This window comes from Flavobacterium sp. (assembly GCF_013823965.1).
Lineage (GTDB): Bacteria > Bacteroidota > Bacteroidia > Flavobacteriales > Flavobacteriaceae > Flavobacterium.
Map to the genome: position 1 here is coordinate 1 of NZ_PNNA01000052.1, position 23,241 is coordinate 23,241.

Consider the following 23,241-nt stretch of genomic DNA (forward strand, 5'->3'; position numbering starts at 1 on the left):
CTTATATCGAAGAAGCTAAGAAATAATAAAAAAACACCCGTTGGCAACATTGCAAACGGGTGTTATTATTTTTTAAAATTAAATTCCGGATTGAATTTCAATCAAAAATGATATTTATATTATAACACCCATAGCTCTTTTGTGACACTAATTCAGCAAGAAAGCGTGGGTTTTATTTGTTTAAAAATACTAATTTAATAAATTATGGAATTAAGGCGAGTTGTTGTAACAGGTCTAGGTGCTCTTACTCCTATTGGAAACAATATTCAAGAGTATTGGAATGGGCTTATTAACGGCGTTAGTGGAGCTGCTCCAATAACCTATTATGACCCTTCAAAATTCAGAACCCATTTTGCCTGCGAAGTAAAAAACTTCAATGTTGAAGACTTTATAGACAGGAAAGAAGCTCGAAAAATGGACCGTTATGCACAATATGCATTGGTTGCAGCCGAGGAAGCCGTACAAGATGCCGGTTTCGATTTCGAAAAATTGGACAAAGACAGAGTTGGCGTTATCTGGGGTTCAGGTATTGGCGGATTGGAAACTTTTCAAATAGAAGTTCTTAATTATGCCGCCGGAGATGGCACACCAAAATTCAATCCTTTCTTTATACCAAAAATGATTGCCGATATAGCCGGTGGTCACATATCAATTAAATACGGTTTTAGAGGTCCAAATTTCACGACCGTTTCAGCTTGTGCATCATCCACAAATGCAATCATTGACGCTTTCAATTACATTCGATTGGGTCATGCCGATGCCATGGTGACTGGTGGTTCAGAAGCAGCAGTAACGATTGCCGGAATGGGAGGATTTAATGCCATGCACGCCCTTTCGACAAGAAATGACGATCCAAAAACCGCTTCAAGACCCATGGATAAAGACCGTGACGGTTTTGTTCTAGGCGAAGGTGCAGGTGCGTTAATTCTTGAAGAATATGAACATGCCATAGCCCGTGGAGCAACCATTTATTGCGAAGTTGGCGGAGGCGGAATGTCGGCAGATGCTTATCATATTACCGCTCCACATCCAGAAGGATTGGGCGCAAAAAACGTGATGTTGAACTGTTTGAGAGATGCTGGATTAAAACCTACCGATGTTGATGGCGTGAACATGCACGGAACTTCGACACCACTTGGTGATTTGGCCGAATCTAAAGCAATCGAACACGTTTTTGGAGAACACGCCTATACGATGAATTTGAATTCGACAAAATCCATGACGGGACACTTGCTAGGTGCCGCAGGAGCTGTAGAAACGATATCTTCCATTCTTTCGATAAAACACGGAATCATCCCTCCTACAATTAATCATTTTACCGATGATGAAAACATTAATTCTAAATTGAACTTTACTTTTAATGTGGCCCAAAAAAGAGACGTGAATGTCTTGATGAGCAATACTTTTGGTTTTGGAGGACACAATGCTTGTGTTTTGGTTAAAAAATTAGATTACTAATTATAATTCAAATGCGTATAATTAGAAAAATATTTTCAAAATCCCGTTCTCTTGAAGACGGGATTTTTTTTGATGCCATACGTGAAATTTTAGGTTTTGAACCAAAAACTCTCGAATATTATAAAAAAGCATTTACCCATCGTTCTTCCAACAAGCTGGACGAAAAAGGGAACGCCATTAATTATGAACGCCTTGAGTTTCTTGGCGACGCCATGTTGAGCTCTGTAATTGCTGCACATTTGTTCAGCAAAGCTCCTGCTGGCGACGAAGGTTATCTTACAAAAATGCGTTCAAAAATTGTAAGTAGAGAACATTTAAACGAACTGGGAAAGGATTTGAATCTTGTTCGATTCATAGAAAGCAAAGTTCCCGTACAACATTTTGGAGACAACATCCACGGCAATATCTTTGAATCCCTGATTGGGGCAATTTATCTTGACAAAGGGTATCAATACTGTGAAAAATTCATTCAAAAAAGAGTTATTGTTCCTTATGTCGACATTGCCCGACTTGAAGGAAAAGTAATCAGTTATAAAAGTCTGCTCATAGAATGGTGTCAAAAAGAAAAAAAACAATTTCACTACGACATCTTTGAAGACAATGGAATAGATGGCCAGCGATTGTTTGGGGTTAAACTAAGCATAGATGACAAAGTAATTGCAAAAGCAAGAGCAACCTCAAAAAAGAAAGCCGAGGAAAAAGCATCCCAACGTGCTTACTTTGCATTTCAGAAAAAAATTGACAATAAATAACAAGAATTTATCTAAAACTACAACGTTTTCGTTTACAAAATAACAAAAACATCATGTTTTTGGGAATAATGCAAGGATAGAAATGGTATCTTTACAGCTTATTTTTTCTTGAAATGGCTATTCATAAATTGGATCTTGGCGAGTTTGACGAAATAGATTATCATCTAATTGCTATTCATACTTCATTAGAAGACTATAGATTAGCCTATTTCATCAATCAAAAGCTTCCAATAAATTTGGGTAAAAACAAAAATGAAATTCAAATCAACATAAAAGAAGGCGAAACAAAATTCTCGAGATTTTATTATCACGAAGTCGAAAAAGGAATCTCTTGGAATTTAATTCAAAACAAGAATGAAGTCATTCAACAAAAAAACGATACGAGACAGAATAATCTGTTTTCAAATATAAACATGGAAGTTTCGACAAAAGTCTATTTGCTTCCTGAATTTAAAAAAGCAGATTATTTTTTAAAAATAGAAAATTTAGAAGACGACTTGAATGTAACGCACATACAAGCTTTATTGAATACAATTGACAACATTTCGACAGCGTACACTATCGAAACAAATAAAATAAAATCGAAAAACAATTTAATTTTTTAATACCAATGATTACAAACAAAAAAACAAAAATTGTAGCCACACTAGGACCTGCATGTAGTACCAGAGAAATCATGAAAGACATGATTGATGCAGGAGTAAATGTGTTTAGAATAAATTTTTCGCATGCAGACTATGAAGATGTTAAGGAAAGAATCAAGATAATACGAAGTCTAAACGAAGAATTTGGATATACTACTGCAATTCTTGGAGACTTGCAAGGACCAAAACTTCGAGTGGGCGTAATGGAAGAAGGCACGATGGTATATGATGGCGATTTGATAACATTTACCACTGCCGAAGACATTATTGGTACTTCCAAAAAAGTCTTCATGAAATACAAAAATTTTCCAAACGATGTAAATCCTGGAGAAAAAATCCTGCTTGACGATGGTAAATTAATCTTTGAAATTGTTGAAACCGACAAAAAAACCGAAGTTATAGCTCGAGTACTTCAAGGAGGAGAATTAAAATCTAAAAAAGGGGTAAACCTTCCTAACACAAAGATTTCCTTACCAGCATTGACTGAAAAAGATATCGCCGATGCTATTTTTGCCATAAGTCAAAATGTAGATTGGATAGCGCTTTCGTTTGTAAAAACTCCTGAAGACTTACAAGACCTACAAGAATTAATTGCAAAACATTCTGATTACAAAATTCCAATCGTTGCCAAAATAGAAATGCCGGAAGCATTAGAAAACATTGACAAGATTATTGCTTATTGTGACGCCTTGATGGTAGCCCGTGGTGATTTAGGAGTTGAACTTCCTGCCCATGAAGTACCATTGGTTCAAAAAGAATTAATTCGAAGAGCTAAAACCGCAAGAATTCCCGTTATCGTGGCCACCCAAATGATGGAAACCATGATTACCAGTTTGACACCCACTCGTGCTGAAGTAAACGACGTTGCCAACTCCGTTATGGATGGTGCTGATGCGGTAATGCTTTCTGGAGAAACTGCTACAGGTAATTATCCAGTACAGGTAATCCAGCAAATGTCACAAATCCTTAAAGCTGTTGAAGACTCTCCATTAATTCAAGTTCCACAAAACACGCCACAAATAAAAACAAGCCGTTTTATCACTAAAATTGTTTGCCATCACGCTACACTTATGGCCAATGGAATCAAGGCAAAAGCAATTTGTACTTTGACCAATAGTGGCTATACTGCTTTCCAAATTTCGGCTTGGAGACCTCAATCCCACATTTTAGTTTTTACTTCCAATAGAAGAATCTTGACAAGTCTTAATTTATTATGGGGAGTAAAATCCTTCTACTATGATAGTGCAGGAAGCACGGATGACACTGTCTCAGATTTAAATGAAATCGCAAAACAAAAAGGATATGTTGAAAAAGGAGATTTCTTGGTAACCCTTTCATCGATGCCACTTACTGAAAAAGGAATGGTAAATACCCTGAGAGTTTCAGAAATTGAGTAACCTCAAACTTATTAAATGAATGATAAAACCTTCCCTAATCGGAAGGTTTTTTTGTTAAAAAGCAAATTTCAACTGTACCACAACCGTCTTTTTTTCTTCGGTATTTAAATTGTTCAATGAAATTCCAAGCAACCTGACAGAATCTTTCATCCGTTCTTGAAACAAAAGTTCTTTAACGGTTTCCATAATCAATCCTTTGTCGGATATAAAATAAGGCAACGTTTTACTTCGGGTTTGCTGGGTAAAGTCGCTGTATTTTATTTTCAAAGTAACCGTTTTTCCGGCAATGCGGTGTTTTTTTAGTCTTTTTTCCAATGAGTTGGCAATGTTTTCCAATTGTTCCAACATAAAAATCTCGGAAGAAAGATTAATGTCAAAAGTATGTTCGGCGGCCACGGATTTAGTAATTCTATTCGGTTTCACTTCACTGTTGTGAATGCCCCGCACGACGTTGTAATAAAAACTTCCAGATTTCCCGAAATGCTTCTCCAGAAATTCCAATGATTGGTTCTTTAATTCCAATCCCGTGAAAATTCCCAATTGGTACATTTTTTCGGTAGTCACTTTCCCCACTCCATAAAATTTTCGAATGGGCAATACTTCAAGAAAAGGAATTACTTCGTCTGGGGTAACCGTTTTTTGGCCATTGGGTTTATTGTAATCACTCGCGATTTTGGCCACAAATTTATTGACCGAAATCCCGGCCGAAGCCGTCAATCCCACTTCGTTGAGAATGCGCGACCGGATTTCCTGTGCCAATAAAGTTGCGCTTGGATTTCCCTTTTTGTTTATCGTGACATCGAGATAAGCCTCATCAAGCGACAGTGGCTCCACTAAATCGGTATATTCGTGAAAAATGGTTCTTATCTTGTTCGAAATTTCTTTGTAGCGATCAAATCTAGGTCTTACAAAAATTAAATCGGGGCAATTCTTCTTGGCCAAAAAGCCACTGATGGCACTTCGCACTCCAAATTTTCTGGCTTCATAACTTGCCGCAGCAACAACGCCTCGGTTTTCTGCTCCGCCAACAGCAATAGGTTTTCCTCGCAAAGCAGGATTATCCATTTGCTCCACCGAAGCAAAAAAGGCATCCATGTCAATGTGTATGATTTTTCTATTTGGATTCATTTCTGGCATTGCACAAATTTATGTAAAAACTATTAGCCAGAGATACCCAAAGATTTTTTATACATTTGAAGTTCCAGAACAAAGTCACTAAACTAAGTCCAGACAGCAGCGAAAATCGTTTTTCTCGCTCTTTGAGTGAAAAACGATTGAAGGTGTATTGCTGGAAAAAGCTCTGAAAAATGATAGAAATAGAAAGAAAATTTTTGGTCACCTCCGAAGCCTTCAAAAAAGAAGCTTTCGCCCAAAACCGAATTGCACAGGGTTATTTAAGTTCCGTTCCTGAACGAACGGTAAGAGTGCGCATAAAAGGAGATAAGGGATTCTTGACCATAAAAGGAGCCTCAAACGAAACAGGCTTGTCGCGTTTCGAGTGGGAAAAAGAAATTCCAGTTGATCAAGCGACGGAATTATTAAAATTATGCGAAAAAGGCGTTATCGACAAAACCCGCTTTGAAGTCAAAACAGGAAAACACGTCTTTGAAGTGGACGAATTTTATGGTGAAAATGAAGGCTTAATTGTAGCCGAAATTGAATTGAAATCGGAAACCGAAACTTTCGAAAGTCCGAACTGGCTTGGCAAAGAAGTTACCAATGACAGTCGTTATTATAATTCTTGTTTGAGCAAAAATCCTTATGGTAACTGGCGCTGATTATTTTTCAAGCACTTCTATTGTCACTAGCATTGATCCAGAAGATTTATTGCCGGCTATGTCCATAAAAGCGCGTTTTGAGAGGTCGATTTCTCTTGTTCTCACAAAAGGTCCCCTATCCGTAATTTCGACAGTCACTGATTTTCCGTTGCTCTCGTTGGTGATTTTTACTATGGTTCCAAAAGGCAATTTTTTATGCGCTGCCGTATACTGGTTTTTATTGTATCTTTTCCCGCTAGCGGTTCTTTTTCCGTGAAATTTATCGGCATAATAGGAAGCGTGAGCCGCTTTTTTATAGAATTTGAAGTTTCCATTTACAACAAATAAACTATCGGAAGCCATTTCTTGCTGCTGGACAAGCATTTTTGGATTTTTGATGGTATCTTTTGGAACTGCTTTTTTTTGTTTATCAGAAACAATGGTTTGACCACTTGCCAAAGGAACAAAGGCAATCAAAAGAAAAAGTAACATTAATATATTACTCACCGTTTTAAAATTGCTCTTTTGGCGTTTGTGACCCGAGCCTAAAAGGCGGACGGATGAAATAATCTTCGATTTCATTTTAAACTTTTTAGTTGAACTCCATTTGGCAAAAACCATACCGAGATAAGAAAAGTCCTTTTCAGGACTTTTCTTTGTTTTTTAGAACCACAATCCCCAAGGAATTTTACTCAATATAAGTGCTAGTCCCAAACCATAATAAATAGAAAAGGTTTTGAACTTTGATTCGCTGGTGGTTAGTTTTTTGTGTTTCACCCAGCCAATAGTTATTAAAGTGACTCCTATAATATTCATTAATGGATGTTCTAATGAAGTTAACCTTAAAGCTGCATCTTTCATTTGTCCCAAAGCGGAAAAACCCAAAGGAGAAACAAAATAAACAACTACGCCAATCAATAATTGGGTATGGATTGCTGCCAAGGCAAAAAGCGCAATTTTTCTATCTTTTACAGAAAACTCTTTTTTTGAAAACAATCCGATGAATGAATTGACTACGGCAATTACTAATACTAAAAAAGCTAAATAAGCCCAACCTGAATGCAATTTTTGAATAATTTCGTACATAAAATATTTTTTGTTTTAACAAATATAGATAAAAAAACATTAAAAAAAAACGGCATCTGCTTTTGAAGCGATGCCGTTTTTGTAATTATTTTAATTTCTTTTAGAAATTGTAACGCAAGCTAAAGTTCCAAGTTCTTCCAAAACCGAAGAATACTTGATTCCCGTTTGCCACACCGTTATAAGTTCTTCCAGCTGATGCCCAAGTTGCTCCAGAAGTACCGGAAACAAAATCAGAAGCAAATATATTGGTTCTTGACTCAGCAATATAAACTTCGTCTAAAACGTTGTTTACGTTAAGTCTAAAGTTTAACGAATTATCTTTGTTTTTACCTACAACCATTTTGTATGAGAAACCAGCATCCATCAAGCCATAAGAAGGTAATTCTAATGTTCCTTTATTTGTTGCAGAAGCAAATCTAGCTGGATCGATTGAAGCATATAAATTATCTACAAATCTATAATTTGCATCTAAAAACACTCTTTCTACAACTTCATATTTTGCACCAAAACTAGCCGTTGTTTGCGCTGCATCTCCTACTTTCAATCCATCAAGATATAAAGTTGTGGAAGTTCCTCCTGCTATAGGAGCATTATTTGCATCATATCTATTACTAGTAACATCACCATCATATTTCCAATCTCCTATAGAAAGCATTGCATTCAAATTCAATTTAGGCATTGGTCTTGCATTCATTTCAAGTTCGACACCTGAGTGTATTTGAGTAATTCCGGCAAAATCATAATAACCACCTACGTTATCAGCTGCTGCATCACTTGATCTTTGGTATCTGTCTTTCCATGAAGTATAGTAAACATTCAAATTTGCGTTGAATTTTGAGGAACGGAAACCATAACCTGCTTCTAAACCTAAGATTTTTTCGTTTGTTAAATTCTCATTAACCAATGATTTGTTGTTTGGATAAACTGCATTAAAAAATGGTTGTTTAGAATAGTATCCAGAATTCACAAAAATATTGTGGTTTTCAGTTAAATTATAGTTAATTCCACCTTTTGCACTACCACCAAGAATGTTTTCAAAATCTGTTTTGTATAATGGGTCTGTAGTTTTATAAATGAAGGTATCTTCTCTTTTGAATCCTTGTTGTGAAATAGCACCTTGGAAAAAAGCAGAAAGTTTCTCTGTAGAATATTCCAATTGAGTAAATGCACCATACCAATTTACATAACCATTGTTGTTGTATTCTATTTTTTCTTGGTTTTTAACATCTGTCCATGGGTTCAAACTTGGAGAAGCAGAATATGTTTGATATAAATATCTATTGGCATTGTTGATGTCTTTATTATCTAAATAAACACTGGCTCCCAATCTATCATTGATGTTTCTGAAGTGATATCCAATGTAAGTTCTTGCATCTATTCCAAAATCAAGAGTTAATTTGTCAGTCAATTTTTGGTTTAAATTAATAACAGCTCCATACCAGTCATGAGAATTTATAGAAGCTCTTCTGGTAAATCCTGTAGTTGCATTAGTTACATACTCTCCTACATGACCAGCAACTGTACTTGGTTTTAGTGGAGTTCCAAGGTTTGTTAAACTTTGGCCAGTTGCAAAAGTATATGTTCCTGTATTGAATTTAACAAAATCGTCAAAAGGCACTAAACCATTGGCCGTTTTGTAAGCAAAAGGGCTTTTTCCAATATTTCCAGTTCCTCCACCACGACCCCATGAGCCATAAAATACAGATGAAACTTTAGTTTTTTCACTGATTTTGTAATCCCAGTTTAAAGACATTACTGGTTTGTGATAGAAGTTTCTTGTCCAAGCGTATTCTTCACCATTTTTGTATCCCCAGTCAGAGCTGTATTTGATGTTTGGCTCACCATTACTACCATATTTCAAATAATCCGTAAGTGTGTTTGCAAAACTTCTTTGATTGTGCCATTGAGGAGCACCTGTAAAAGTAAATTGAATATCGTGTTTCGCATTAGGTTTGTAACCAAAGGCAATGTAGAAATTCTTTCCTTCGAATCTTGTACCGTCTGCGTATCCATCACCAGTGGTTGAACTCAACAAAACTGATGCAGAAAGACCATTTTTCATAATACCAGTATTGTAAGAAGCTTGCACTTTCAAATAATTGGCATTACCAAAAGAAGAAGAAACAGCACCACCTTCTTTCATATCAGAGGTTCTTGTCATAACATTTATTGTTCCTCCAACAGATGAAATGGCCAATTTAGAAGAACCCAATCCTCTTTGAACCTGCATTGCTGACGTAACATCTGATAAACCAGCCCAGTTACTCCAATAAACAGCACTGTTTTCCATATCATTTACAGGAACACCATTTATCATTACAGCAACATTTCTTTGGTCAAATCCACGAATGTTAATTCTTGAATCTCCAAAACCACCTCCTGCTTTAGTAGCATAAACTGAAGGTGTATTTACCAGAACTTCAGGAAATTCTTGAGTTCCTAATTTTTCTTGGATTTCAGATGCTTTTATGGTAGAAACTGCCACTGGAGTTTTTCTGTCTTTTGCAACATCTACAACTCCAGATGTTACCACAACTTCACTTAGTTCATTTGAAGTAGCAGTTAAAACAATTGTTCCCAAGTTAGTAGTTCCTCCGTTTGAAACGGTAAACTTAACAGTCTTGGCATCATAGCCAATAAAAGAAATTACTAATTCACCAGAATTAGTCGGAGTATTAATTGTAAATTTTCCATCAAAATCTGTTGATGCACCAATTTTTGTTCCTTTGACAGCAACATTAGTTCCTGGTAAAGAATTTTGACCATCTGTGATTGTTCCGGTGATTTTCCCTTGTGAAAATACCGTCGAAACTACCATGAACAGTAATCCAGAGAGTAACCAATTTTTAAATGTTTTCATTGTTGTTTAGTTTATTGATTTTTGGCAAAATTCTAACATTTTATTGATAAAAATGTTAAGGAAATGTTAAGAAAGAAAGCATTGGTAACACATTGTTAACAAATGTCACTTTTAACCCATAATTTATCAAAATACTAAAAATCAAACACTTAATAATCAACAGTTTACATATATAGGTTTTAAAAAAAATGTTAATAAATAATAAGCCCTTTTAAACCATAAAACCCTACAATGGAATTGCTTGTATAAAAAAAACCTTGATTTGTCATAAAATCAAGGTTTCTCAACTATTTGTATTCCGTTCCTTTCAAAATGAGGAACTAATTTTATTTATTCTTCAAAAAATGACTCAATAAGAACTCGGTCGAGCTATCGTGATTATTAACCTTTTTTGAATGAATTTCATCCAGAATTGAATTGGCCAATTGTTTCCCCAATTCAACTCCCCACTGGTCATAACTAAAGATGTTCCAGACAATTCCTTGAACAAAAATCTTGTGTTCATACATTGCCACCAAAGAACCCAATGTTTTAGGCGTCAATTTTTGTATCAATATTGTATTTGTAGGTTTGTTTCCTGCGAATACTTTAAATGGCAACAAGTATTTTGCTTTTCCTTCAGAAAGTCCTTGTTTGTCGAATTCTGCTTGTACTTGCTCCTTTGTCTTGCCATTCATCAAGGCTTCAGTTTGTGCAAAAAAGTTAGACATCAACTTGTCGTGATGGTCTTCGTTGCCGTACAATGGTTTTACGAACCCAATAAAATCGGTTGAGATCAACTTGGTCCCTTGATGAATCAATTGAAAAAAGGCGTGTTGCGAATTGGTTCCCGGCTCACCCCAAATAATAGTTCCGGTTTGATAATCGACAGGATTTCCGTCACGTCCAACACTTTTTCCATTGCTTTCCATCGTGCCTTGTTGTAGGTAAGGTGCCAGTTTTTGCAAATATTGTGTGTAAGGAATCAAGGCTTCGCTTTCTGCTCCAAAAAAGTTGTTGTACCAAATACTTAGCATGGCCAAAACCACTGGAATATTATTATCGAAATCTGCCGTTTTGAAATGTTCGTCCATTTCATTGGCACCGGCCAGTAATTCATCATAATTATCAAAACCAACCGCCAAACTTATGGAAAGACCCACGGCACTCCAAAGTGAAAAACGACCTCCAACCCAATCCCACATTGGGAAAACGTTTTCTGGATTTATTCCAAATTCGGTTACTTTTTGGATATTGGTGGAAACAGCCACAAAATGTTTGGCCACATCTTCTTGCGAAGCTGATTTCAAAAACCATTCTCTAATAGTTTCCGAATTAGTCAATGTTTCTTGTGTGGTAAAAGTTTTGGAAACAATTACAAAAAGAGTCGTTTCCGGATTTAGTTTTTTAATGGTTTCGTTTACGTGATCGCCATCAACATTCGATACAAAATGAACATTCAGGTGGTTTTTGTAAAACTGCAAAGCTTCAACAACCATTGCTGGACCTAGGTCAGACCCTCCAATTCCGATGTTGACGATGTCCGTAAATGGTTTTCCGGTGAATCCTTTTCGATTGCCGTTCACCACTTCGTTCGTGAAGTTTTTTATTTTATTTTTTACCTCAAAAATTTCTGGAATTACATTTTCTCCGTCCACTTTTATGATTGCCGATTCTTTTGCACGTAAAGCAGTGTGTAAAACTGCCCTGTTTTCGGTTTGATTAATGATTTCGCCCTCAAAATATTGGGAAATCGCCTCTTTTAAATGTACTTCTTTTGCCAATTCGAGCAACAAACTCATCGTTTCCTGATCGATGATGTTTTTAGAATAATCCACTACGAAATCATTCCATTGAAAGTTAAATTTTGATGTTCTTGTAGTGTCGTTGGCAAACATGTCTTTCATTGAAACAGTATTCATTTCTTGAAAATGTTTCTGAAGATTTTGCCAAGCCAAAGTTTTTGTGGGATTTGTATTTTGTAATGCCATTTCTTTTATTTTTTTGAAAGCGCTAATTTACAATTTTAGTTTGTAAAACAACCCATGCTTTTATGGCAATGAAAGCAGAAAAAAGTATTTTTTGAATTATAAATTGGCAACACTGTCCAACTCCCGTTTTAATGGTTGTATTTGAGCCATAAATCGCGGTAAATTTTTCTTGTCCATAGGCTGGGAATTGGGTAATTTTAATCTCAAGGCATCCACTTGAACGCCGTTTTTCCAAAACCGATAACAAACATGTGGTCCAGTGGCCAGTCCCGTGCTTCCCACTTTCCCAATAATACTGCCTTGCGTAACTCTTTGTCCTCTGCGAACCAGGATTTTTGACATGTGCAAATATTGTGTAGAATAGGTTCTGTCGTGTTTTACTTTTACAAAATTTCCGTTTCCTGCGGTATAACCCGTTTGCTCCACAATTCCGGATGCAGTTGTCATAATTGGCGTTCCACTTGGCGCGGCATAATCGGTTCCTTTGTGTGCTTTCCAAATTTGTTGCACGGGATGGAATCTGTTTTTACTGAAACGCGAGGTAATATTCACAAATTTAAGCGGGGATTTCAAGAAAAAATTCTTGAGCGCTTTTCCTTGATCGTCATAATAATCCAATTTTCCCGAGTTCTGGTTTTGGGCAAAAGGGAAAGCATAAATTAATTTTCCTTTGTAGTCGAAAAAAGCTGCTTTTAAACTGTCAACTCCGTCGTAAATGGTATCGTCAATATATCTTTCGGTAAAAGTGACGCCAAACTTGTCGCCTTTTTTCAATTTGAAAAAATCGATGGACCAAGCATACACTTTTGTTAATTTATTGGCCAAAGCCGCATCAACTCCTTGCTTGTTTAACGCATCCGACAAAGAGCCGTCCAATACTCCTGCAATTGTTCTTTGTTTAATGCGAACCGGCCTAATTTTTTTGTATGCCGTAATGGAATCTCTAAAATCAACCACGTAATAACTCCCTCTGTCGGGCTGGTAAACGAGAACCTGCAATTTTTTATGTCGATCTTTGGAGCGCAACAAGGTAAATGGCTTACCTATTCTAATACTTCTCACGTTAAAACTGTCTTTGACTTTTTCTATAATGTCATAGACTTGTTTGTCGCCAAGATTTTGATTTTCGATGATGCTGCCAAAGGTGTCGCCGCTTTGTATGGTGTCGTGAAGTACGTTAAAATCGTTGAATTTAAACCCGAATTGTTCCGCTTCGGGACGTTTTTTTTGACCTGGATTTACACTCAAATTTTCTGATTTACTACAAGAAAACATTGAAAATAAAACCAGAATAAGTAATGATACTTGTTTCAAAATGTATGTGTTATACAATTAAATAATTATTTTAACAGCCTTTTTGAGGCTAGATCATAATTCCAAAGAAATAAATCGAATGACAACCTTTGTTATTTGTTTATTACTTTAAACGGATATTTCAATCCTTTGAAAGCTTCTAAATCAGCTTTAAGTGAACCCACGGCAAGGCTTGCTTTTACTCTCACAGGCAATTTGTTGTCGTCGTCCGATATCCAAATGGTTAGACTTTCTTCTTCCTTGAAAACTCGTCCTGATTGAACCATTGGTCTAAAGATCATGGTCTGGACGACTCCAAATTTAGTTCTAATATTCTCACGTCCTAAAAACTTTAACCTAAATTTTGTAGTTTCATCATCAAAGAACATGTCGATAGACACGAATTCACCTGGTTTTATTTTGTCAATATTTGGATAATTTCGCAAATAATAGAATGATGACAAAATGTCCTGGGTATTTTTGGCAATTGAAAGCGTTTTTTCTGTTTTGTGCTTGTAATCTTTTACAAGAATTTTATTTTCCGATTGGTTAAAAAAACCTTGTTGGTTTTTGGTGTAACCCCCTTCGTCAATATTTCTTACGTATTGATAGGGATTTCCAGTTGTCTTGTCAATGTAGCTTTCGTATATATCATCCACTTTAAAAAAAAACCTGGACATTCCCGCAGTGTATCCTCTACCAACAACATGAAAAACCTTTTTACTGTTTACTGTTGCTTCCCTGACTTCCATAGTTGCATAACCTGCATTTACTAAGCCATAATGTATTCGGAACTTAAACCATTCGCCCACATCAAAAGCGTCGTTTTCCTTAGAAGTAAAACTTACAGTAGTGATAAAGAGAAATACAATAATTATTTTTTTCATTGATTTAAAGGCTATTTATGGCCACTATTGCAAATTCTGTTCCAAATGTATTAAAACAAAAAAACCCAGTCAAATTAATGACTGGGTTTTATGCTATTAACTAACCAAAAAATATAAATTATGAAATTTACATTAAATCAAGAAGGAAACCACCCCTTCTATTTTCAGGTGCAAAGATAATTAAGTAACGAAGCCTTTTTTAATAAAAAATAAAGTTTAACACAACATTTGCAAACGCACCCAGTACTTTTTGGTTATTTTTTCACATTGCATAAAAAAAAGTTGATTTTGAAGCATTCCTCATAATTTTAAATGCCTTTTTATGTCCATAAAAGAGGCTTTAACTCGCCAAAAAAACAATTTTAATCTTGTTTTAAGAAGAATTTCGGCAGCTTTCACTGAATCTTTGCATGAATTTGTGAACTAAAACCAAAATCCAATACTGAACCAAGTGTATCCTTTTGCCGTTTCCGGCGACCATGAATACTTCACCTCCAAAGGACCAATTATGGATTCCAAACCATAACCTATGGCATATCCAGAATATTTTGGCAAAGAAATCCAATCAAGAGATTTAAAATAGTCGGTTTCTATATTAGCATAATTTGCCGAGAAATTCAGATGGTTTTTCTTGAAAATTTCAAAGTCAATTGTCGCGGAAGTCTTCAGGAAACTATTGCCTGCAAGACTCAAAAAATCATATCCGTAAAAAGGCTTAAAATTATTCAAGGGAATAAAACCATACCCTCCCAAAACAAAATTAAAAAAAGGAACGCTCTCTTCTCCAATGGAGAAACCTGCCTCTGCTTGAACCTTAAGCGTGGCTTTTTTTAAGATTTTCAAAGCGAATCCTGCATCGGCTTTGGCTATTGAAAAAGGATTAAATTTTCCCGTATAATTAGACGAAAACAAATAATTGTGCAAATCACTGGAAAAACACCATCCTTTTGTGGGAAAGTATTGGTTGTCAAATGAATCATATTTCATATAAGCAAAAACACTACTGTAATTACTCTTGTCGAGTACTGGTTTTATGGCAGCAAGCGTTTCTGATTCTATGGTAACGTATTTATATTCCAACCCTAATCCCACAAGAAATTTTTGTGCAAATATTGATTGAAAATAAAGTTGGTTTGTGACATCCAGGAAATCTACATTTATAGAATTTACATTAGCCAATGGAACAACAGACAAGTTGGTGATTTCATTGGTTACATTTTTATTAAATTGATTCAATTGCGACTTAAAACCATAACTCAAATTATAACCATTATCAACATAATAATCCAGATTATACCGCACATTGTCGCCAATAATCAAATCGAATGAAGCAATGTCATTTTTAAATAAAGTCTTTTTGTTTGTAATATTTGCCAAAACGGCACTTTTGTAAAGCCCGTCATAATGCAACCCAAATTTCAAATACGTTTTTATCGGGTTTTCGGTGAAGTTAAGAATCAAATTGTCTCCATTTCCATTTGGTTCCAATGAATAGGTTACTGCTCCAAAATTATGGGTCGCATCAATATTGTTGATTCCCGTTTCTAAATCTTTGTACCTGATCTTTGCCCCCGATTTGACTTTTAATTTTCCTTCGATATACGATTTTGAGTAATTCTTCAAATTATTACAAACAATGTTGACAATATTTAAACTGTCCGATTCCATTTTTAATTTGGGTTTGTAATATGCCTTTGACTTGTCGGCCAATTGATCTATTTTTTCGTAAACAGAAAAAGCGGCTTCTTCTCCTCTCAAAACAATTTCTTTCGCTTTTTCAAAAGACACAACCCCATATTCTTTGATGTCCGGTTTAATGTAAATATCAGTGTTTGCCGCATTCCATTTCATTTTATCAATCATTTGAAGATTCGTGATTTGAAATAAAATCTTTGTGGCATCTTTAAGTTGTTCCCTGTCTCGCAAACCGTTTTGAACATCAACCCCAATGATGATGTCGGCTCCTAGTTTTCGAACCTCGTCTATTGGATAATTATTCGTAACTCCACCATCTATCAAAAACTTCCCATCCAATATTACAGGCGAAAAAACCGATGGCAATGCGGAACTGGCAAAAAGAGCTTGTGCCAAAATACCTTTGTTTAAAATGACTTGTTGCCCGAATTCAATATCAGTGGCCATGCATAAAAAGGGAGTTGGCAACTGGTTAAAATCCCTCACATGTCGCACGTGTAATGTGAGTTCGTTGAATAAATTATAGTTGAACATTCCTTTCGAAAGGGATTGTGGAGCTCCAATTTTAAAGTTGTCAAAAGGAAGGATTAACGCATACAACTCATCATTCCTTTTTTCATAAAAACTTTTGGAAGAACGTGGAATGTAATCAATCAATAAGTTGTCAAAATTGGTAACCCTCACAATGGAGTCGATTTGGGTTGCATTGTATCCCGAAGCGTAAAGCCCGCCAATAACCGCTCCCATACTCGTTCCGCCAATGTAGTCTATCTTTATTCCGGCGGCTTCAAGCACCTTCAAAACCCCAACATGTGCAAATCCCTTTGCTCCACCGCCACTTAGAACCAATCCAATTTTAGGTTTTCTGATGGTGTCTTGGGCAAAAGACGGTTGAAAAATAAAAAACAGGAAAACGAATAGGGCAAATTTTTTCATCGTGATTTGCTAATTGGTTTTGTAAAAGTCGGTAATTTTTTTGGCTTTTGAAACACCTATAACATCAGAAATTTCTTTTTCTGTTGCCAATTTTAATCTTTTTACGCTTTTGAAATGTTGAATTAACGCCTGCATCGTTTTTTCGCCAATTCCCGGAATGCTTTCTATCGAAGAATTGAGCGCTGATTTGCTTCTTTTGTCCCTGTGAAACGTAATCCCGAAACGGTGCGCTTCGTTCCGCAATTGCTGGATAACCTTCAAGGTTTCCGACTTTTTGTCCAAATATAACGGAATGGAATCGCCCGGATAAAACAATTCTTCCAATCGTTTTGCAATACCAATTATCGTGATTTTTCCGCGCAATCCCAATTCATCAATACTTTTCAAAGCCGATGACAATTGTCCTTTTCCACCATCGATGATAATGAGCTGCGGCAAAGGTTCGTTTTCGTCCAATAATCGTTTGTATCTTCTGTAAACCACTTCTTCCATCGAGGCAAAATCATTTGGCCCTTCGACGGTTTTTATATTGAAATGTCGGTAATCTTTTTTGCTGGGTTTTCCATCTTTAAAAACCACGCAAGCCGCAACTGGATTGGTTCCTTGAATATTCGAATTGTCAAAACATTCTATATGTCTTGGCTCGACTGGCAGTCGCAAATCTTTTTGCATTTGTGCCATAATTCGGTTGGCGTGACGATCGGGATCGACGATTTGCAGTTGTTTCAATTGTTCGATTCGATAAAACTTGGCGTTGCGAATGGACAAATCCAAAACCTGTTTTTTGTCGCCCAGTTGCGGAACGGTCACTTTTATCTTCTCACCCAAATCCACTTCAAACGGAACAATAATTTCCTTTGACAATAATTGAAAACGTTCCCTAAGTTCGATAATCGCCAATTCCAATAATTCTTCGTCAGTTTCGTCCAGTTTCTTTTTGATTTCCATTGTGTGCGAACGAATGATGGAACCGTGGGAAATTTGCAGAAAGTTTACAAAAGCGGCACTTTCGTCAGAAACAATCGAAAACACGTCGATATTGGTGATTTTCGGATTCACTATGGTAGAACGCGATTGGTAATTTTCGAGAATTTCTATTTTTTCTTTTATTTTTTGGGCTTCTTCAAAATGAAGATTTTGAGCCAAATCGATCATCAATTTCTTGAAATCCTTCATTGATTCCTTGAAATTTCCTTTCAATATTTCCCGAATGGCATCGACTTGTTTTTGGTACTCTTCCAATGATTCATATCCTTCGCAAGGGCCTTTGCAATTGCCGATATGGTATTCCAGACACACCTTGAATTTTCCGTTTTCGATATTGTTTCCACTCAAATCATAATTGCAAGTTCGCAACGGAAACAATTCTTTTATCAATTCTAGAATAGTGCTCACGGTCTTGAAACTCGTGTAAGGACCAAAATATTCCGAGCCATCCTTGATTAATCTTCTAGTGGAGAATATTCTGGAAAAAGGTTCTTTTTTGATGCAAATCCAAGGATAACTTTTATCGTCGCGCAACAACACATTATAGCGCGGCTGCAATGTTTTTATGAGATTGTTTTCCAATAAAAGCGCATCGGTTTCAGTGGGAACGACGATGTGTTTGATGGTGACAATCTTTTTGACCAATACATTGGTTTTGGCTGTGTCGTGAATTTTGTTAAAATAGGAAGAAACCCTTTTTTTGAGATTTTTGGCTTTACCCACATATAAAATCTTCCCTTCCTTGTCATAATATTGGTACACACCAGGACCGTCCGGCAAGGTTTGGATTTGAAGTTCGAGAGTTGGGATTGCCATTTTAGATTGCAGATTTTAGATTGCAGATTGCGATAGACATTAAAAAATTAGCCACGGATGAAACGGATTTTACTGATTCTTCAGCCATAATGTCTTTGCAATTTCTTCCATAAAAGACCAAAATTTAATTCAAACAAATTTAACTTTAAAATCGGCATAAAACAAATACGTGCTTTTTATTACTTTTACCAGATGAACAAAAAAGAATTAAGGGCAAAATACAAAGCCTTGCGCAACCAGCTTTCCGAAAATGATTTGGAAGAAATGAGTTTGGCCATTGCCAATAAAGTGTTGGCGTTACCTATTTGGGAGAAAACCTATTTTCATGTTTTCCTGCCCATTATGGAACACAAAGAAGTCAACACCGAGTTTATCTTGCATTTACTTTCCGGAAAAGATAAGGAAATCGTGATTTCGAAAAGCAATTTCGAAACTAGGAAAATGACCCATTTTCTTTTGACGGACAATACCAAAATCAAGAAAAACGAATACAATATTCCGGAACCCGTTGATGGCTTGGAAGTTCCTGTCAGCAAAATTGAAGTGGTTTTTGTGCCGCTTTTGGCTTTTGACAAAACCGGACATCGCGCAGGTTACGGCAAAGGATTTTATGACAAATTCCTGTCGGAATGCAAGCCGGAAACCTTGAAAATTGGTCTTTCCTTCTTTGAAGCCGAAGAACAAATACATGATATTTTTGAAAATGACGTGAAGTTGGATTATTGTGTGACGCCAAATGAAACATATCTGTTTTAATGCATCAAACAAGATTTATTTTTGACTCAGCGTGCTCAAAGTAAAAATCTTAGTGTTGGTGATGAAACGCCTTTTTATTGAAAAAAATCAAAATTCCGACGCCTGTTGAAATCGCCATGTCGGCAATGTTGAAAATCGCATTGAAAAATTTAAAATGCTGTCCACCCCAAATCGGGAACCATTCCGGCCAGTTTCCTTCGAATAAAGGAAAGTACAACATATCGACTACCTTGCCGTGAAACCAACTTCCATAAGGGTTTTCGGAGAATAAAGTAGCCAAATGACCGTAGCTGTCATCGAAAATTACGCCGTAAAAAACAGAGTCTATGATGTTGCCAAAAGCGCCCGCAAGAATCAAGGAAATTGCCACTACAAGATAGTTTGAACTGTGTTTCCTTTCTATGGAATCCCAAAGCCAATAGCCGATTCCCGTTACGGCAACAAGTCTAAAAACAGTAAGAAACAATTTTCCGTAAACACCCGGAATCACTGTTCCCCAAGCCATTCCTTCGTTTTCTATCAACAGGATTTTAAACCAACTTGTAACGTCAATTTGTCCACTTTCGCCGTAAACAAAATTAGTTTTGATGTATATTTTTGAAAGTTGGTCAACAAGTAAGATGATAAAAACTATCAGGTAAGCTTTTCGTAATGTCATTTTATAAATTTTAATGCCGCAAAAGTAGTGTTATTTTCTAAAAAAAACGCTCCAATAGGAGCGTTAATAGCTTTATGACTAATGAATTATCGTTGCAAGTTTTTTGCTTCAATACTCATTGTAGCGTGAGGAACAATCAACAATCGATCTTTGCTGATCAATTTGCCTGTTATCTTGCACGTTCCATAAGTTTTGTTTTCCACACGGAAAAGCGCGTTTTTCAAGTCACGAATAAACTTCTCCTGACGAATCGCCAACTGCGAATTGGCTTCTTTAGACATTGTTTCGCTTCCTTCTTCAAATGCTTTGAATGTAGGCGAAGTATCGTCGGTTCCGTTATTCAAATCGTTCATATAGGCACTTTTGATCAAATCTAAATCGGCCTGTGCTTTGTTTATTTTTTTAAGAATAAGTTCTTTGAACTCTGCTAAGTCAGCATCTGAGTATCTTGCAATTTCATCTACCATTTTCTTGTTATTTTGTAATTGTTATTTTTGTTTTTATCTCGTCGAATTCTATTTCCGTACCGTTACTTATACTTTCTTCAAAAACCAATGTTTCCGTCAATGTTTCCGATTTAATGTAAGTCTCGTTTGCTTTTACCGCATTTTCCAGTTCGGAATTTTTTTGCAAATGTACTTTAATTTTGTCAGTAACCTCAAAACCAGAATCTTTTCTGATGTTCTGAATTCTGTTGACCAATTCCCTGGCAATTCCTTCTTGTCTCAATTCGTCCGAAATCGTGATATCCAGGGCTACCGTTATTCCATTGGAATTGGCCACCAGCCAGCCTTCGATATCTTGTGAAGAAATCTCCACGTCTTCTAAGGATAAAGTTATACTATTTCCGGCAATAATAATATTTATGCTTCCCTCCTTGTCCAATTGGTTGATTTGGTCTTGCGAAAAACCTTGTATCTCTTTGGCAATCAGACTCATATCTTTTCCAAAACGGGGTCCCAAAGCTTTAAAATTAGGCTTGATTTGTTTGATCAAAATCCCCGAAGCATCGTCCAAAAGCGTGATTTCTTTCACGTTAACTTCCGCTTTTATCAGGTCGGAAACTGCCTCAATTTCAGCACGCTGATTGTCGTCAAGTACCGGAATCATTACCTTTTGCAAAGGTTGACGCACCTTGATCATTTCCTTTTTTCGGAGTGATAAAACCAGTGACGAAATCGTCTGCGCTTTCTGCATTTTGCTCTCCAACGATTTATCAACAAAGTTTTCAACGTATTTTGGAAATTCGGCCAAATGTACAGAGTCAAATTTTTCCGTTAGTGTTGCCAATGTTAAGTCTCTGTAAAGTTTGTCCATAAAAAACGGAGCCACCGGAGCGCCCAATTTACTGATGGTCAACAAACAAGTATATAATGTTTGGTAAGCCGCAATCTTATCCTGTGCATAGTCGCCTTTCCAGAAACGACGACGGCACAAACGAACGTACCAGTTACTCAAATTTTCCTGTACAAATTCCGAAATCGCACGAGTCGCTTTCGTTGGTTCGTAATCGGCATAAGCCTCATCAACCACTTTTACCAAAGTATTCAATTCCGAAATAATCCATCGGTCAATTTCCGGTCTTTCATTTAATGGAACTTCAGCTTCAGCATAAGTGAAATTATCGATATTGGCATACAACGCAAAGAACGAATAAGTGTTGTACAAAGTTCCGAAAAACTTACGGCGAACCTCAGCAATTCCTTCGATGTCAAATTTCAAATTGTCCCAAGGATTTGCATTCGAAATCATGTACCAACGTGTAGCATCTGGTCCGTATTCCGCAATTGTTTCGAAAGGATCTGTTGCGTTTCCTAAACGTTTCGACATTTTATGTCCGTTTTTATCCAAAACTAAACCGTTTGAAACGACATTTTTATATGATGGCCTGTCAAAAACCAAAGTTGCAATGGCATGCAAAGTATAAAACCAACCACGAGTCTGATCTACACCTTCAGCGATGAAATCTGCTGGAAAATCTTTGTTTCCGTCGATTTTGTCTTTGTTTTCAAAAGGATAATGCCATTGTGCATACGGCATAGAACCCGAATCAAACCAAACGTCAATCAAATCCGATTCGCGTTTCATTGGTTTTCCGGAAGCAGAAACCAAGGTAATTTCATCGACTACATTTTTATGGAGGTCAATCAAATCATAGTTTGCTTCGTCCATATTTCCAATTTCGAAACCTTTGAAAGGATTCTCTTTTTGGAAACCAGCTTCGATAGATTTTTCGATTTCGTTGTATAATTCTTCAACAGAACCGATTAATATTTCTTCTGTTCCTTCTTCGTTTCTCCAGATTGGCAACGGAATTCCCCAAAAACGAGAGCGTGATAAGTTCCAGTCATTGGCATTTTTCAACCAGTTTCCGAAACGTCCTTCTCCAGTTGCTTTTGGTTTCCAGTTGATGGTTTCGTTCAAATCGAACATTCTGTCTCTAACTTCCGTGATTTTGATAAACCACGAATCTAGCGGATAGTATAAAATTGGCGTGTCCGTTCTCCAGCAATGTGGGTAACTGTGCACATATTTCTCTACTTTGAAAGCTTTATTTTCTTCTTTTAACTGAATAGCAATTTCTACATCGGCAGAACGTTCCGGTGCTTCGCCTTCGTTATAATATTCGTTTTTAACATATTTACCTGAAAAACCTCCTAAACCATCGATGAATTTTCCCTGCAGATTTACTAATGGAACTGGCGTTCCGTTTTCGTCTAAAACCAACATTGGCGGAACTTCAGGAGTAGCTTCTTTGGCTACTTTGGCATCATCGGCACCAAATGTTGGCGCAGTGTGCACAATTCCTGTTCCGTCTTCTGTAGTTACAAAATCTCCTGAAATTACTCTAAAAGCATTTTCCGGATTTTGGTATGGTAAAGTCAATGGAATCAATTGTTCGTAACGAATTCCAACTAAATCAGCTCCTTTGCATTCGGTCAGAATTTGGTAAGGAATTTTCTTGTCGCCTTCTTTGAAGTTTTCAAAATCAGAAGCTTCAGTACTTGCAAAGAATCCTTTACTAAATTGTTTTCCAACCAGGTTTTTAGCCAAAATTACTTTAACTGGTCGGAAAGTATATTGATTGAAAGTTTCAACCAACACATAATCGATTTTTGGACCAACAGTCAATGCAGTGTTTGAAGGCAAAGTCCAAGGCGTTGTCGTCCAGGCTAAAATATGTACATCTCCAAATCCCTGAAGAAATGAAGGCAATGTTTCGTTTAATGCTTTGAATTGAGCCACAATTGTCGTGTCTGCTACATCACGGTAACTTCCCGGCTGATTT

At 36.5% G+C, this 23,241-nt stretch carries 18 protein-coding genes; 6 read left to right on the plus strand and 12 right to left on the minus strand.

Annotated elements, in window-relative coordinates:
* The first annotated feature begins 204 nt into the window (after positions 1-204).
* The 4 genes from fabF (at position 205) to pyk (ending at position 4,251) form a co-directional block, all read left to right on the plus strand.
* Positions 205-1,458 (plus strand): beta-ketoacyl-ACP synthase II, encoded by a 1,254-nt coding sequence (gene fabF, locus C0430_RS05790; protein ID WP_290866448.1) that lies wholly within the window; start codon positions 205-207, stop codon positions 1,456-1,458.
* A gap of 11 nt (positions 1,459-1,469) precedes the next feature.
* Positions 1,470-2,210 carry a ribonuclease III gene (gene rnc, locus C0430_RS05795; protein WP_290866450.1) on the plus strand — a complete coding sequence of 247 codons (741 nt, stop codon included), beginning with the start codon at positions 1,470-1,472 and terminating at the stop codon, positions 2,208-2,210.
* 113 nt (positions 2,211-2,323) lie between these two features.
* On the plus strand, positions 2,324-2,815 hold the full coding sequence (locus C0430_RS05800) for an IPExxxVDY family protein (protein WP_290866453.1): 492 nt from the start codon (positions 2,324-2,326) through the stop codon (positions 2,813-2,815).
* A 5-nt stretch (positions 2,816-2,820) separates the two neighbouring features.
* Positions 2,821-4,251 carry a pyruvate kinase gene (gene pyk / locus C0430_RS05805; RefSeq protein ID WP_290866456.1) on the plus strand — a complete coding sequence of 477 codons (1,431 nt, stop codon included), beginning with the start codon at positions 2,821-2,823 and terminating at the stop codon, positions 4,249-4,251.
* Between the two features lie 54 nt (positions 4,252-4,305).
* Here pyk and dinB read toward each other — a convergent pair whose 3' ends face one another.
* Positions 4,306-5,388, minus strand: a complete 1,083-nt coding sequence (gene dinB, locus C0430_RS05810) for a DNA polymerase IV (RefSeq protein WP_290866458.1) — start codon at positions 5,386-5,388, stop codon at positions 4,306-4,308.
* Positions 5,389-5,558: 170 nt separating this feature from the next.
* Here dinB and C0430_RS05815 point away from each other — a divergent pair, with 170 nt between their 5' ends.
* The gene (locus C0430_RS05815; RefSeq protein WP_290866460.1) at positions 5,559-6,029 is read left to right on the plus strand and encodes a CYTH domain-containing protein; all 471 of its coding nucleotides are present in this window, start codon (positions 5,559-5,561) and stop codon (positions 6,027-6,029) included.
* Here the strand turns inward: C0430_RS05815 and C0430_RS13395 are convergent, their stop codons facing one another.
* The 8 genes from C0430_RS13395 to uvrC all read right to left on the minus strand — a co-directional run bounded on the left by C0430_RS13395 (position 6,030) and on the right by uvrC (position 18,538).
* The gene (locus C0430_RS13395) at positions 6,030-6,590 is read right to left on the minus strand and encodes a septal ring lytic transglycosylase RlpA family protein (protein WP_366559307.1); all 561 of its coding nucleotides are present in this window, start codon (positions 6,588-6,590) and stop codon (positions 6,030-6,032) included.
* An 81-nt stretch (positions 6,591-6,671) separates the two neighbouring features.
* Complete coding sequence (locus tag C0430_RS05825; protein WP_290866462.1) at positions 6,672-7,094, minus strand: hypothetical protein; 423 nt, start codon at positions 7,092-7,094, stop codon at positions 6,672-6,674.
* A gap of 100 nt (positions 7,095-7,194) precedes the next feature.
* Positions 7,195-9,954, minus strand: coding sequence for a TonB-dependent receptor (locus tag C0430_RS05830; protein ID WP_290866464.1), 2,760 nt, complete (start codon positions 9,952-9,954; stop codon positions 7,195-7,197).
* A 326-nt stretch (positions 9,955-10,280) separates the two neighbouring features.
* A complete protein-coding gene (gene pgi / locus C0430_RS05835) occupies positions 10,281-11,924 on the minus strand; it encodes a glucose-6-phosphate isomerase (RefSeq protein WP_290866466.1) in 1,644 nt (547 codons plus the stop codon).
* Between the two features lie 96 nt (positions 11,925-12,020).
* Entirely contained in the window at positions 12,021-13,238 is a 1,218-nt protein-coding gene (locus tag C0430_RS05840) for a peptidoglycan DD-metalloendopeptidase family protein (RefSeq protein WP_290866468.1), read from the minus strand.
* A gap of 92 nt (positions 13,239-13,330) precedes the next feature.
* A complete protein-coding gene (locus C0430_RS05845; RefSeq protein ID WP_290866471.1) occupies positions 13,331-14,104 on the minus strand; it encodes a DUF3108 domain-containing protein in 774 nt (257 codons plus the stop codon).
* Positions 14,105-14,527: 423 nt separating this feature from the next.
* Complete coding sequence (locus C0430_RS05850) at positions 14,528-16,735, minus strand: patatin-like phospholipase family protein (protein ID WP_290866473.1); 2,208 nt, start codon at positions 16,733-16,735, stop codon at positions 14,528-14,530.
* A gap of 9 nt (positions 16,736-16,744) precedes the next feature.
* Entirely contained in the window at positions 16,745-18,538 is a 1,794-nt protein-coding gene (gene uvrC / locus C0430_RS05855) for an excinuclease ABC subunit UvrC (RefSeq protein WP_290866475.1), read from the minus strand.
* Between the two features lie 192 nt (positions 18,539-18,730).
* On the opposite strand from uvrC, the gene C0430_RS05860 reads away from it, so the two are divergent.
* Positions 18,731-19,294 (plus strand): 5-formyltetrahydrofolate cyclo-ligase, encoded by a 564-nt coding sequence (locus C0430_RS05860; protein ID WP_290866477.1) that lies wholly within the window; start codon positions 18,731-18,733, stop codon positions 19,292-19,294.
* 49 nt (positions 19,295-19,343) lie between these two features.
* Here the strand turns inward: C0430_RS05860 and C0430_RS05865 are convergent, their stop codons facing one another.
* From C0430_RS05865 to ileS, 3 genes are all read right to left on the minus strand, one after another.
* Entirely contained in the window at positions 19,344-19,952 is a 609-nt protein-coding gene (locus C0430_RS05865; protein ID WP_290866479.1) for a lipoprotein signal peptidase, read from the minus strand.
* A gap of 86 nt (positions 19,953-20,038) precedes the next feature.
* Positions 20,039-20,419 carry a TraR/DksA family transcriptional regulator gene (locus C0430_RS05870; RefSeq protein ID WP_290866481.1) on the minus strand — a complete coding sequence of 127 codons (381 nt, stop codon included), beginning with the start codon at positions 20,417-20,419 and terminating at the stop codon, positions 20,039-20,041.
* A gap of 7 nt (positions 20,420-20,426) precedes the next feature.
* Positions 20,427-23,241 (minus strand): isoleucine--tRNA ligase (gene ileS / locus C0430_RS05875; protein WP_290866483.1); only part of this gene is annotated, 2,815 nt, incomplete at its 5' end.